General features: G+C 29.3%; 10 protein-coding genes. 2 read left to right on the top strand and 8 right to left on the bottom strand.

Features of this window, described 5'->3' with window-relative positions; genetic code table 11:
• Window positions 1-506: 506 nt before the first annotated feature.
• Entirely contained in the window at window positions 507-2,054 is a 1,548-nt protein-coding gene (locus WHD07_RS17460) for a LuxR C-terminal-related transcriptional regulator (RefSeq protein WP_343329415.1), read from the bottom strand.
• A 39-nt stretch (window positions 2,055-2,093) separates the two neighbouring features.
• A complete protein-coding gene (gene bshC / locus WHD07_RS17455) occupies window positions 2,094-3,686 on the bottom strand; it encodes a bacillithiol biosynthesis cysteine-adding enzyme BshC (RefSeq protein ID WP_343329414.1) in 1,593 nt (530 codons plus the stop codon).
• Between the two features lie 198 nt (window positions 3,687-3,884).
• Here bshC and WHD07_RS17450 point away from each other — a divergent pair, with 198 nt between their 5' ends.
• On the top strand, window positions 3,885-6,362 hold the full coding sequence (locus WHD07_RS17450; protein ID WP_343329413.1) for a M14 family metallopeptidase: 2,478 nt from the start codon (window positions 3,885-3,887) through the stop codon (window positions 6,360-6,362).
• A gap of 159 nt (window positions 6,363-6,521) precedes the next feature.
• Here the strand turns inward: WHD07_RS17450 and WHD07_RS17445 are convergent, their stop codons facing one another.
• The 4 genes from WHD07_RS17445 to rimO all read right to left on the bottom strand — a co-directional run bounded on the left by WHD07_RS17445 (window position 6,522) and on the right by rimO (window position 11,115).
• Window positions 6,522-7,709, bottom strand: a complete 1,188-nt coding sequence (locus WHD07_RS17445; RefSeq protein WP_343329412.1) for an HYR domain-containing protein — start codon at window positions 7,707-7,709, stop codon at window positions 6,522-6,524.
• 419 nt (window positions 7,710-8,128) lie between these two features.
• On the bottom strand, window positions 8,129-8,854 hold the full coding sequence (locus WHD07_RS17440) for a hypothetical protein (RefSeq protein WP_343329411.1): 726 nt from the start codon (window positions 8,852-8,854) through the stop codon (window positions 8,129-8,131).
• Window positions 8,855-8,987: 133 nt separating this feature from the next.
• The gene (locus tag WHD07_RS17435) at window positions 8,988-9,713 is read right to left on the bottom strand and encodes a diphthine--ammonia ligase (protein ID WP_343329410.1); all 726 of its coding nucleotides are present in this window, start codon (window positions 9,711-9,713) and stop codon (window positions 8,988-8,990) included.
• Between the two features lie 49 nt (window positions 9,714-9,762).
• The gene (rimO, locus tag WHD07_RS17430) at window positions 9,763-11,115 is read right to left on the bottom strand and encodes a 30S ribosomal protein S12 methylthiotransferase RimO (protein WP_105048033.1); all 1,353 of its coding nucleotides are present in this window, start codon (window positions 11,113-11,115) and stop codon (window positions 9,763-9,765) included.
• Window positions 11,116-11,221: 106 nt separating this feature from the next.
• Between rimO and WHD07_RS17425 the strand changes: the two genes are divergently transcribed.
• Window positions 11,222-12,295 (top strand): serine hydrolase domain-containing protein, encoded by a 1,074-nt coding sequence (locus tag WHD07_RS17425; protein ID WP_343329409.1) that lies wholly within the window; start codon window positions 11,222-11,224, stop codon window positions 12,293-12,295.
• 13 nt (window positions 12,296-12,308) lie between these two features.
• Here WHD07_RS17425 and WHD07_RS17420 read toward each other — a convergent pair whose 3' ends face one another.
• A complete protein-coding gene (locus WHD07_RS17420; RefSeq protein ID WP_105048031.1) occupies window positions 12,309-13,124 on the bottom strand; it encodes a lysophospholipid acyltransferase family protein in 816 nt (271 codons plus the stop codon).
• A gap of 53 nt (window positions 13,125-13,177) precedes the next feature.
• Complete coding sequence (locus WHD07_RS17415; RefSeq protein WP_343329408.1) at window positions 13,178-13,804, bottom strand: CoA pyrophosphatase; 627 nt, start codon at window positions 13,802-13,804, stop codon at window positions 13,178-13,180.
• Window positions 13,805-13,886: the final 82 nt, after the last annotated feature.

Here is a 13,886-nt window from a genome sequence, read left to right as displayed (position 1 = left end):
TTTTTTTTATAATTTTTCTAAAAACAATGTATATAATATTGTCTTTATTTAGTTTTATTTTTTGTTGAACTAAATTTTTATAAAAACCCAAAAACAACTTCTTTATTTTTCTGATTCAGAACAAAATAAATTCATATTTTTTATCTGTAGCAACTATTAAGCTAATCATAAAAAACACGTCCGTTTATACACTAATTATACTTTTAAGTTTACCCTTTTTGTATTCAATAACGTTATTTTACCTCTACTATTTTTAGATAAACACCTTTTTTTAAATACTTCAAAAAAAGTTATTTAAAAAATTAACACAAACACAAAAAAAAATAAAAAACTAAATACCAGTACATTAATATAAAAAAAATAAAAATACGTAAAACTACTTCTACTACATAGATACTACATCTCTAAATAAAACAACATAGTTTTATACTTTTACAAAAAACAACACCCCCCTACTTGTTAATATATAATGTCATTTTAGATTTTCTAAGATGGCATTATTTTTTTTATAATTTACTTAAAAACTCCTGTAAGGTTTCGTTTTCTAGTTCTAGTTTTTTCTTAATTCTATACCTTGTGGTTTCTACACTTCTTGGAGATAAACTTAAAATAGTTGCTACTTCTTTACTCTTTAAGTTTACAGCTATATATGCACAATGTTTTTGCTCTGTTATAGATAAATTTGGTGATTTTTTTAATAACCTTTCAAAAAAATAGGGTCTGTTTTTGGTAAATTGAATTTTAAAATCCTCCCAAAAATCTTCTTCAGAAATAATTTCTTGTAAAGATCTGTTTATAGAATGCATTTTAACACTTTTTATACTTTCTTTTTCTTCTATAAGTGTAGTAATCTTTTTTATAACATTATTTACAGCATCTTTATAATTAGAAATTTTTAGTGTTTTAGTTAATAATGTATCTTCATTAAATTTTAATAAAGATTTTATTTCTTCATTTTTAGAAATCAATCCATTATTGGTGTCTTCTAATTTTGCGAAATTACATAAAAGTTGATCGTTTAAGGCTTCTTTTTCTTCTAAAGAAATTTTAAGTTTATTTGAAAACTGATAACTCCTTCTTATAAAATAGAAACTAATTAATAAAAATAAGATACTACCAACTGTAATTATTCTATGGTTATAAATAATCCTTTTATTACTTTTAAGTAATTCGTTTTCTAAAGCATTTTCAGTATCTAAAAAAACATTATTTTTTTCATTTTGATATTTAATTTTTAATAGCAACAAAGAATCAGAAGATTTCATAAATTGATAAGCTAAATCATATTTCTTTTGTTTTTTATTTAGTTCCGCATAAATAAGGTATATAGCCCTATAAGACTTTATAAGATCTTCTTGTTTTTCTTTTCCCTTAAGCTTTTTTGTAATTTTAATTGCTTTCGATAAATTAATTTCGGCTAATTGATAATCTCCCAAATTTACGTAAGCTTCTGCTAAAAATGTGTGAAAATATTTTAATCTTGTTTGCTTATAATTACTTTTCTCTATAGCAGCAATTCCTTTTTTAGCATTTGCAATAACTTTTGTCCAATCTTTTAAATTAGCATGCAACCTACAAAGGCTAAAATAAGTATCTACAACAAACGTTTTATCTTTATTTTTTTCTCCATAAAAAAGAGCTTTGTTATAACTATCAATGGCTAACAAGCTATCTTTCTTATTAGAATAAAATATTCCTAAAAGGTTGTTAAGAGCTGTTTTCACTTCGTAAGTATTACATTTTTCAGCAAATAAAACTCCTTTCTTTGCATTTTTTACAAGACTATCACCTTCGTTTAAAGTATAATGTTTTAATGCTCTTAAATGATATACTTTACTTAAAATACAGGGATCATTAAAAGTGATACTATTATTATCTATAAAAAATAAAACTGGTAATAAAGTACTTGTTTTATCTTCTAATTCTGAATCTAAAAAAGCTTGGTTTATTTTTTCTTCTAAAGTATTAGTAGTTATCTTTTTGTTGCTATTCTGATTAGAGCAATTAACAAAAGTTAGAATCAGTAAAAATAGATAAAGGCCTTTTAAATTCAACTTTAATAGTTTAAACAAACATTAAATAAAGCTTCTAATTTACAAAGTAATTACCGTAAATTCAAGTAACAATGGTTTTAATGTAGATTTTAATATCTCTATAAAAGAACCTCCATATTCTAAATAATATTCAGAAAAGTTACGTTGTCTCTCTTCTAAACTTTGGTTTGGTAAAATTTCATTTTGAAGTTGAGTAATTCTATCAACTAAATCTTTTTGTCTTTTCTTCTCTGCTTTTAACAAACGTTTTTGCAAGTTTTCTAAACCTTTAACCTGCTTTCTTTCTTGTGCATTTACTGCATTAACAAAAGAAATATCTGTTTTTTTTGCAACTTCCTTCAATTCTAAAAATTGCTTTTCTAAGAACTGAATCTTGGCATCAAAGTTAACCTTAATCTCAGAGTTTTCGGTTACTTTTTGAGACAATAAATCATATTGGTCTAAAAACAACTCTTCTAAAGAGATATTTAGTTTTTCTAGCTTGTTTACTTGCTTTTTAGAGACTACTTGTACAGAATTACGTAACAATAAAATAGGAAAAGGAATGGCTACTTTTTCAAAATAATCTTTTAATTCTAGCCAATACGCCATCTCTCCTCCTCCACCTAAATAGCAAAGGTTTGGTAAAATAACCTCTTGGTATAAAGGTCTCATAATTACGTTTGGCGAAAATGATTTAGGATTATCATCAACTTCTTTCAAAATTTCTGCCTTGGTAAAAGTAATATCGGTGTTGTTTACTTTATAAATTCCGTCTTCAAAAAGAATACGTTCTCTAAAATCAGCCCCCAAATAAAATAAATTAATCTCTCTTGGGTTAACCTGAATTTTATATGATTTTTCTAAATCTTTAATTGTTTTAGAAACTGCTTTAAAAGAAGTTTGGTTTTCTAATTCGTCTTTTACAATAGGACTAAATAATTCTTTTAAACTAGCATCATCACCATCTAAAATAACCAAACCATACGCACTAAACAATTCATTTGCAATATAACGCGTTGCATCGGCTAAATTGTTATGCTTTAAATAACCATCAGAAAATAGTTGTTTTAAAAAAGTTGCATTTTTAGAATTGCCTAAATGGTTAGAAAAAACATCAAAAACAGCATCTAAACCATCAGTAGAAAATCTACCAACAGCGCCACCATCTTCTCTATTCCACATTACTTTTTTACCATCAAAATTAAAGTAATTAATTTCCTCAAAATCATGATCTTCTGTTGCCATCCAATAAATTGGAACAAAATTTTGCTCAGGAAATTTAGTTGCCAACTCTTCGCACAAATTAATGGTAGAAAGAATTTTATACAAAAAATACAATGGTCCGGTAAACAAATTTAATTGATGTCCCGTAGTTACCGTAAACGTATTTTGGTGCTTTAAACTTTCTATATATTCATTCGTTTTCTCTGAAACGTTAAAACCTTGATACTGTTTTTTTAAAGCATCTACCAACACCAATCTAGATTGTAATCGAAAAGATTTTTGCTTTTCTTCTATCTGGTTATGAAAACCTGTGATATCTGGAAAATTATTATAAAATGGTTGTATGGCTTCTTTTTTCTCTAAATAATCTAACATTGTAGCAGAGAAAAATCCGGTTTTTTTAAAAGGTATCTGTGTTACTTTCATCTTAAAGAACACTTTTTTGGGAACAATCAGATTCTGTGGTAGAATTCATTTAGTTTAATTAATTTTTGATAAAAATACGAATAATTTATCCTTTGTCGTAAAGCTAAATTCAATCTAACAAAGTTTTAACATCAAAATATTCAATCTACTGAAAAACAAAAAAATATATTCTTACTTTTGGTTTCCAAACGCTTATTTATGAAATTTAAAGTCCTTTTTATTACCGCTTTCTTAACTATGGGAAGCATTTTTGCACAAACAGTACAATCTCCTTCCGAATTTTTAGGCTATGAAATTGGCGCTCGCTTTACAAGACATCATAAAGTTATTGATTATTTTAAATACGTTAGCAACACTTTAAGCAACGTAAAGTTAGAAAAATACGGCGAAACCAATGAGCACAGACCTTTGTATTTAAGTTATATTTCTTCACAAGAAAATATCAACAATTTAGAAACTATTAGAAAAAACAACCTTGCACAAACAGGTATTATTGCTGGAAATTCTAAAAACAACAAAGCCATTGTTTGGTTAAGTTACAACGTACATGGAAACGAAGCTTCTAGTACAGAAGCGGCTATGTTAACACTTTACGAATTGGTTACTACCAAAAAATCTTGGTTAGAAAATACCGTTGTTATTATAGATCCTGCTGTAAATCCTGATGGACGAGACAGATATGTAAATTGGTACAACCAAGTAAAAAGCACTCCTTTTAATAGCAATCAAGACGGAAAAGAACATGCAGAACCTTGGCCTTCTGGAAGACCAAATCATTATTTGTTTGATTTAAATAGAGATTGGGCTTGGGCAACACAAATAGAATCTGCACAACGTATAAAAATGTATAACAAATGGATGCCTCATGTACATGTAGATTTTCATGAACAATATATTAATAACCCTTATTATTTTGCACCTGCAGCAGAACCTTTTCATGAAATTATTTCTGATTGGCAACGAGCATTTCAAACTGAAATTGGGAAAAATCACGCTAAATATTTTGACAAAGAAGGTTGGTTGTATTTTACAAAAGAAAGTTTCGATTTGTTGTACCCAAGTTATGGAGACACCTACCCTACGTATATGGGAGCTATTGGTATGACCTACGAACAAGCAGGTCACGGAATGGCAGGTTTAGGAATTAAAACAGATAAAGGCACCGTGTTAACCTTAAAAGACAGAGCCATTCATCATTTAACTACAGGTTTATCTACCGTAGAAATTTCATCAAATAATGCAGAAAAATTAAATACCGAATTCAGAAAATTCTTTAACAATGCCTCTTTAGGATATAAAAGTTATGTTTTAAAAAATGAAAACCAAGACAAAACCAATCGTTTAAAAGCATTATTAGATACACATGAAATTAAATACGAAAACACAAAAAGTGGCATTGTAAAAGGGTATGATTATACCACGCAAAAAGAAGGAAAAATGACAGTTTCTTCTACAGATTTAGTTATACACACCAATCAACCGAAAGGAAAAATGGTAAAAGTTTTGTTTGAACCTAAAACAAAATTAGTAGATTCTTTAACGTATGATATTACTGCTTGGTCTTTACCATATGCACATGGTTTTAAAGCGATTGCTTCGCATACAAAAGTAAGTTCTACTACCACTAAAAGTTTAAATACTATTACAAATTCTATTGATACAAGTGCCTATGCCTACCTTGCTAAATGGAATAGTTTAGAGGATGCTACTTTTTTAGGTGCTTTACTACAAGCTAATATTACACCAAGTTTTTCTGAAAAACCTTTTTCTATTGCAGGAAAATCATACGAAAGAGGAACCTTAATTATTTTAAGAAATGATAATAGAAAAGAAAATTTTGATGCTACTTTAGTAAATATAGCAAACAAACATCAAAGAAAATTAACAGCTGTAAAAACAGGTTTTGTTTCTTCTGGTGGAGATTTTGGTTCGTATTCTGTAAAACCAATCAACCAACAAAAAATTGCAGTTTTATCTGGTAAAGGTACTTCTTCTTTAAGCTTTGGAGAAGTTTGGCATTTCTTTGAAACGCAATTACAATACCCAATAACCAACCTAAACTCAGATGTTTTTGGTTCTTTAGACTATTCTAAATACGATGTTATTATTATTCCTGACGGACGATATAATTCAGTTTTAACAAAAACTACTTTAGAGAAATTAAAAAAATGGACACGTTCTGGCGGAACTTTAATTGCTATTGGAAACGCTTTAAATAGCTTTGCAGAGACTAAAGAATTCGCTTTAAAAAAGAAATCATCTTTAGAGAAAATTAAAGATGCAGACTTAACTCCTTATGCAGATAGAGAGCGTAAAAGTGTTGCCAATTTAATTACGGGTAGTATTTTTAAAAGTACCTTAGACAATACGCATCCGTTAGCTTTTGGTTATGGTAAAGAGTATTTTTCTTTAAAACTAGGCGCAACTTCTTATGCTTATTTAAAAGACGGAAACAATGTTGCTTATTTTGATACAAACGCTATAAATGTATCGGGTTATGCCGGTAGTAAAGCGGTAAAAAACGTACCTAAATCTATTTTGTTTGCAGAAGAACAAATGGGCAATGGAAGCATTATTTATATGGTAGACAATCCTTTATTTAGATCTTTCTGGCAAAACGGAAAACTATTTGTTGCCAATGCAGTTTTCTTATTGAATTCAGATAAATTAAAATAAAGATAAAGACAAAAAAACCGCTCACTAGAGCGGTTTTTTTTAGTCAATTGTTTCTGAGTTTTATTAAAAACAAAAATAGTAGAAAGAATATATTTAATTTATGTCTTTATTTCTCCAATATTAAAGAAGCCTCAAATGCAATGTTAAAAAATTATAACTTTATATATCCTCTAATTTCCATGTTCTAATCCATTGGTATTGTGTAGAACGTTCATCTTTTGTTAACCCTTCCATTCCTTTTCCATCAGCATGTGGAGGATTCCAATCATAAGTTTCTACAGCTAAATTATAATACATCGGAATATCAAATGTGGTAGTAGGGTTTTCTATTTTATACGCCAATTCTCCATTATAATAAAACCATAGTTCAGTTTCAGATTTCCACCAAAATCCATAAACAGCATAATCTTCCCAATTTTTCCCTACGCCAATTCCTTGTTGTTTTCTTGTTTGCGTTTTATTTTCACAACTTGTTCTATGAAATGCATTCGAATGAAATATTTGATCCCATTTACCACTAACAACCCAACTATCTGCACCCGGTGTTATTTCTCCAACACATTCTTGTATATCTAATTCTAATCTTTTTGGACAAGCATTTTCTTCAGTCATCATCCAAAAAGTCGATGACATAAACGTTTTATTTGCTTTCATTGAGCATTCATAATACCAACCAACTTTACATTGCGCTTTAGATCTTACAATACCACCTGTATAATCATAATTCCTATTATTTTGAGTAATAGTAGCAGGTAACTTATCTGCCTCTATTTTAAGATTACCATCACTAACACTAATTGATTCTTCAATAAATAAACCAGGAGGTCTACCTTCCCAAAACCAACCAGAAGCTGTAACTTTTCCTTTAGTATGCCATTTTTCAGTATCTATACTAGCACCATCAAATTCATCGGACAATTCTGCAATACGGACCCATTTTTTATCTGTAGGACCGGGGTTAGTACCTAAAAAATTTGGAGTACTACCATCATTTACTCTCGTAACCGTTACATCAAAACTACAAGAAATTGTATTTCCACTAGGATCTTTTGCTACAAACGTATTCGTTGTAACTCCTACAGGAAATGATGCCCCAGAAGCTAAACCAGCAGTCTGTGTTGTTATTGCACTAATATTATCTACCCCAATCGGAGCAGAATATGTTACAATAGCAGCATTATCTAAAATAGGTATTTCCACTTCAATAGAACCAACACATTCTATAGTAGGTGCTATCGTATCCTTGTCCTCTATCTTAGCTATCTCTTCTCCCCCATTACTACTACAAGAAATTATAGTTAATAAAAAAAATAGAATGAACACATTTATAATCTTGTTTTTTAACATCTTTTAGGTTTATTTATTATAATTCAAAATTATCCTTAAAACAAGTAAACCAATACTACAAATGGTTAAATAAATACATTATAGTGCTTTTTAAAAACTTAATTAGTAAGAAAAACATTCTTGAATCTTTGCCTTTTTACAAAGAGAAAAGAAGAAGTAATAGCATCCTTTATTTTAGGTTTTCTTACAAAATGAAAAATAATTTGTTGCCAATACAGTTTTCCTTTTAAATTCAGATAAATTAAAATAGATTTTTAATTTGGGCGTTTAAACGGGCTTTCCATTATATCTTTTTTACAAAAAAGTAAAAAGGATGCCATTTCAATCCCTAACGCAAATTGCTCATACATCTCTAAAAAACAAATCTCGGAAGTTTTAAAACTTCCGAGATTTGTTTTTTAGAGTAAAGAAAGATAATTTTATTTATCGAAAAAATAATCATGTATATTAATTAAGTTTCCTCTACCAATCTGTACTAAATCCTTAGTTTCTTTTAAAAAAATACCTAAAGATCTTTCATTATAAATTAACTTCATTTCTTCAGAATAATCTGAAACTAAATACATATCACCTTCTAATTTATAAAATGGTATTTCCATTTTTCTATTTAACCGAACACCTTTATTAACAATTTTACCAGCAATTAAAGTTTCTTTAAGTGTAGACTCATTTTTCTCATTAGATGAAACCTTAACATAAGCCACCATCATATTCATCCATTCACTTTCATCAATTAAAAACCATTTAACTTTATCAAAGTTTATTCCATATTGACTTACCCAACCAGGACTTGTAAAACCAAAAAGAATCCTTTTCTTTCCATTGAAATCAATATCATCTGCTGGTGTAAATTCTTGTAATTTATAAGTTATTACAGACGTAGAAGACATATCTTTAAGTTTCTTACCATTAAAATCCATGGTTTTTAAAGAAAAACTTTTAAAATCATCATGGTTTGTTAAAATCCATTCTGTAGCAACTAACTCTGCTTGTTCTTCCATTTGTTTTACTGCTGCTATACCAGCACCAATAGCAACAAGACCTCCAACAACAGCTGCGGCTGCACCTCCATTACTTTGTGCTCTAACAGTGTTAGTTGGTAAAATAATTGAAATTAAAATAATAATTAAGGCTAATTTTTTCATATACTTTTTTTTAAAAAATTTTAAACGAAAGTAAAATACTTTATAAGAAAACTACTACGGAAAACCGTAAACAATTAACCTTCCAGGATAACAATAATTTATAATGAAACTACTTTTAACCTAAAAATTATAATTAACTTAAATCGCAATACCAAAAACTCGTATCGTGGTTAGCTTCTTCTTTTTTAGCTGCATAACAATTATCATCGTCATTATCATGTAACGTATAAGAACGAAGAACTTTTTCTCCTGTAGAAAAATCAATCGGGTTTTTAAAAATAGGTCCATCAAAAACAAAGGTATGAAACTCACCATTTTCTCCACAAACATCAACATTTTCTGGTAAGTCTTTTATAAATTGTTCATCGATAACTCTACCCACAAACTCCTTGCCTAGTAACTTTGCATTTACACAAACTGTAATTGCCTTAAAACCTAAATCTAAAAATTCTTGCAAGACTTGTTTGGTGTCTTTTTTCCAAAGTGGATACACACCTGTAATATTTACCTCAGCTAATTTAGTGTCTCTGTATGCTTTTAAATCTTCCAGAAAAATATCCCCAAAAATAGTATGAGAATATTTTTGTGCCACTAAAGAATCCATGGCTTCTTTCATTATTTTCGCATACAAATCCATGGTTACATCTGCAGGAAATTCTATGGTTTTTAAAGGAATCCCAATAGAATCAGCTTGTTTTAATAACAATTCGTTTCTAAGACCATGCATAGAAACTCTATTAAAATCTTTATTAATTGTAGTAACTAATAAATCTAAATTATACGTTGGGTCTTGTAAAATTTTATAAAGCGCTAAAGCAGAATCTTTACCAGAACTCCAATTAAAATACGTTTTTTTCATAAGAACAATTTGCATAAAAAAATCCTACATAAAGTAGGATTTTGATTAATTATTTTCTTTTTTGATTTAAAGAAACTGGTTTTTCAACTTTCGTTACAGGTGTTCCGTATAAATCGTAATCTCCAGCATCATGAATTTTAATATCTATAAACTCACCCACTTTTATATAATGTTCTTTAGCATCTACTAAAACATCATTATCTACGTCTGGCGAATCAGATTCTGTTCTTCCATAGAAAAATTCTCCATCTTTTCTATCAAATAAACATCTAAAAGTTTTCCCTATTTTTTCTTGATTCAATTCCCAAGAAATTTGAGACTGAATTTCCATAATTTCATTAACCCTTCTAAACTTTACATCTGCCGGTACATCATCCTCTAAAACATACGCTCCTGTATTTTCTTCATGAGAATATTCAAAAGCTCCCATACGTTCAAAACGCATTTCTTCAATCCAATCTTTTAACTCCTGAAACATTTCTTCTGTTTCTCCAGGGTATCCAACAATTAACGTAGTTCTAATTGCCATTTCTGGTACAACTTCTCTAAATTTATGAATTAAAGCCGTTGTTTTTTCGTGCGTTGTACCACGTTTCATCGACTTTAACAACTCGGTATTAATGTGTTGTAAAGGAATATCTAAATAGTTACACACTTTAGGCTCTCGTTTCATCACTTCTAAAACATCCATAGGAAAACCTGTAGGAAAAGCATAATGCATTCTAATCCATTCAATGCCCTCTACTTTTGCCAACGCTTCTAATAACTGCGCTAAAGATCTTTTCTTATAAATATCTAATCCGTAATAAGTTAAATCTTGCGCAATTAACATTACTTCTTTAATTCCTTTTGCTGCTAATTTGGTTGCTTCGGTAACAATATCTTCTATAGGTGTAGACACGTGTTTTCCTCTCATTAAAGGAATTGCACAGAATGAACAAGGTCTATCGCAACCTTCTGCAATTTTTAAATACGCATAATGTTTTGGAGTTGTTGTTAAACGTTCACCAATTAACTCGTGCTTATAATCTGCCTCTAAAGCTTGTAAAAGATTTGGTAAATCATGCGTACCAAAATACTGATCTACATTTTTAATTTCTGCTTCTAAATCTGGCTTATAACGTTCACTTAGACAACCAGAAACAAAAACTTTATCAATTTCACCCGCTTCTTTTCTTTTGGCATAATGCAAAATAGTATCAATAGATTCTTCTTTTGCTTTACCTATAAATCCACAAGTATTAATTACAACGATATTTCCATCATCTTCTGGATCTTCATGAACCACATCTTTACCGTTAGCTTTTAACTGTCCCATTAATACTTCAGAATCGTAAACATTCTTAGAACACCCTAAAGTAACAACGTTAATCTTATTTTTTTTGATGGTTTTTGTACGCATTATATCTTGTTTTAAGCAGATGCAAAGATACATAATGATTGTTGATTACCTATTTTGTTATATATTAAACTTTTAATCTTTATTACGGTCTAATTATAAAAAAAACATGAAACAACTTCTCTTCATTTTTTGCATTCTATTCTTATTTAATTGTTCTTCAAAAAATTCTGATGAAATTACTGAAGAACTTCCTATTATAGATTCTAATTATTTCCCTCCATTAAATTCTGACCTTTGGGAAACAAAAACATTAACAGAATTAAATTGGAATGAAACCGAATTACAATTCTTATTAGATTTTTTAGAAGAAAAAAACTCAAAAGGTTTTATCATTCTTCACAATGGTAAAATTGTTGTTGAAGCATATTTTAACAATCACACAGCCTCAAATAATTGGTATTGGGCTAGCGCCGGTAAAACATTAACCTCAACTATTATTGGCATTGCACAAGACAGAAATGAAATTGATATAAACAATAAAGTATCAGAATATTTAGGCACAGGTTGGACCAGTGCTCCTCTTGAAAAAGAAAATTTAATAACATGTAAAAATTTACTTTCTATGAATTCTGGTTTAGATGATTCTTTAGGTGACAGTGTTTCTGCTTCTAACTTAGAATATATCGCAGATGCTGGCAGCCGTTGGGCATATCATAATGTTTATGTAAAATTACAAGATGTTCTTGCTACCGCCGCAAACACCACCTGGAAAGATTATTTTAATTCTAACTTACGTAATAAAACAGGAATGAACGGTTCTTGGACTAACCTAAATAATTTAAATGTTTATTGGAGTAATACAAGAAGTATGGCTCGGTTTGGTCTGTTAATTTCTAATTACGGCAAATGGGAAAACAACCAAATTGTTTCAGAGAATTTTATTACCGAAGCTACCAATACTTCTCAAAATATAAATAAAGCCTATGGATATTTATGGTGGTTAAACGGAAAATCTAGCTATCATTTACCTAGTAGCCAATTAGAATTTAATGGAGCACTAATACCTAATGCACCCAATGATATGTTTGCTGCATTGGGTAAAAATGACCAAAAAATTTATATTGTACCTAGTAAAAAGCTGGTTATTATTAGAATGGGAGAATCCGCAGATTCCTCCAATTTTGCCTTATCTTCTTTTGATAATGATTTGTGGGAGAAAATAAATAATGTTATTAACTAAATTTAAACACTCCTTAGCTCCAAAATTTTCTTTTCTTATTTAGCTCTTCTTCCTCTTTCGTTAATTCTGCTAACTCTTTTACAGATAAGACTTTTAAAAATGAAGGATGCTGTTCTATAGCATACTCAATTTTAGTTACTATTTCTGCAACCGTTTCATTTTCATAGTCTATTTCTAATGGTTCTTTAATAACCATAGACTGTAAAACATTTCGTTTCTTAATATTCAATCCTTTTTTATCAAAAGAACGTCTAAAACCATCAATTACAATTGGCACTACAACAGGCTTATATGTTTTAATAATATGAGCAGTACCTCTTCTAATGGGTCTAAAAGGAGTTGTTGTACCTTGCGGAAAAGTAATTACCCAACCATCTTTTATTGCTTTTCCTATATTAGAAATATCAGAGTTTTTTACTTGTCTTTTTACATCTTTACCTCCACTTCTCCAAGTTCTTTCTATAGAAACAGATCCCATGTAAGCAAATATTTTAGGTAATAATCCGGCTCTCATGGTTTCTCCTGCCGCAACAAAATAAACATTCAATTTTGGTTTCCAGATATATCCAATATTTTTAATAGAATCATCTCTACCACTTAAAGTAGCGTTAAAAACATGATACATTGCTGCCACATCTGCAAAATAAGTTTGATGGTTAGAAATAAATAAAACTCCAGAATCTGGCAAGTTTTTAAGGTTTTCTGAACCTTCTATTTGTAGGTTATTGAATTTACGGTATCTACCGTGAGAAACAATTCCAAAAATTCTTATAAGCCATTTTTTCAAAATCAAAATATGACCAAATGGGTTCCTTTTAAATAAAGGCATTCTAAATTATTTTTAGTTATTTTAACAAACTTACAAAACAAATAAGAAAGAAGCTATTTTAAGAGTTCTTTAATTTCTGAAAGCATCATTGCTGTTGCACCCCAAACCACATAATCTTCTAATTTAAAGCAAGGTACCTCTATATTATCCATATAAGAAGTATTCATCTTAATTGAAGTAAAACTTGTATCATTTAACAAATCGCTTACCAAAACCTCTATGGTTTTATCAACTTCATAATTTAAATTAAAATTAGGTCGTTGGTTTACAAAGCCTAAAAAAGGGGTTGCTAAAAAATTACTTGGTGGTATATAAACATCTGTTAACTCTCGTATTATTTCTATTGATGTTTCTGCCACACCTACTTCTTCAAAAGTTTCTCGTAAGGCTGTTTTTTTGAGGTTTTTATCTGTCTTGTCTCTCTTTCCCCCTGGAAAACTTATTTGTGCAGAATGCGTGCCCTTATAACTTGCTCTTAAGGTGAGTAAAAAACAAGTTTCATTTTTTATATTGGGATAAAAAAGTGCCAAAACAGCTGCTTTTCTAGGGTTGTTTGCTATTATTTTATCTGCATCATATTTTAGACGCATTTTAGGCGCTAATTTAAATTGAGCATTTAATCCGCCCAACTTACTCGTTTTAAGTTTCGTTATTTTATTCTTAAAATCATTAAAATTCACGGATAAACATTTAATTTTAACAAAATTATCAATTTCACTTTTAAATCAATGGTTTTTGGCAAGAATTTTGTTTTATCTTAGT

Source organism: Polaribacter staleyi (assembly GCF_038024045.1).
In the GTDB taxonomy this organism is placed as follows: domain Bacteria; phylum Bacteroidota; class Bacteroidia; order Flavobacteriales; family Flavobacteriaceae; genus Polaribacter; species Polaribacter butkevichii.
This window is presented reverse-complemented; position numbering and strand designations above follow the sequence as displayed.

Coding starts and splice junctions, on each gene's coding strand:
- bshC (WP_343329414.1), bottom strand. CDS start 3,686: ATGAAAGTAACACAGATACCTTTTAAAAAAACCGGATTTTTCTCTGCT.
- WHD07_RS17450 (WP_343329413.1), top strand. CDS start 3,885: ATGAAATTTAAAGTCCTTTTTATTACCGCTTTCTTAACTATGGGAAGC.
- WHD07_RS17445 (WP_343329412.1), bottom strand. CDS start 7,709: ATGTTAAAAAACAAGATTATAAATGTGTTCATTCTATTTTTTTTATTA.
- WHD07_RS17440 (WP_343329411.1), bottom strand. CDS start 8,854: ATGAAAAAATTAGCCTTAATTATTATTTTAATTTCAATTATTTTACCA.
- WHD07_RS17435 (WP_343329410.1), bottom strand. CDS start 9,713: ATGAAAAAAACGTATTTTAATTGGAGTTCTGGTAAAGATTCTGCTTTA.
- rimO (WP_105048033.1), bottom strand. CDS start 11,115: ATGCGTACAAAAACCATCAAAAAAAATAAGATTAACGTTGTTACTTTA.
- WHD07_RS17425 (WP_343329409.1), top strand. CDS start 11,222: ATGAAACAACTTCTCTTCATTTTTTGCATTCTATTCTTATTTAATTGT.
- WHD07_RS17420 (WP_105048031.1), bottom strand. CDS start 13,124: ATGCCTTTATTTAAAAGGAACCCATTTGGTCATATTTTGATTTTGAAA.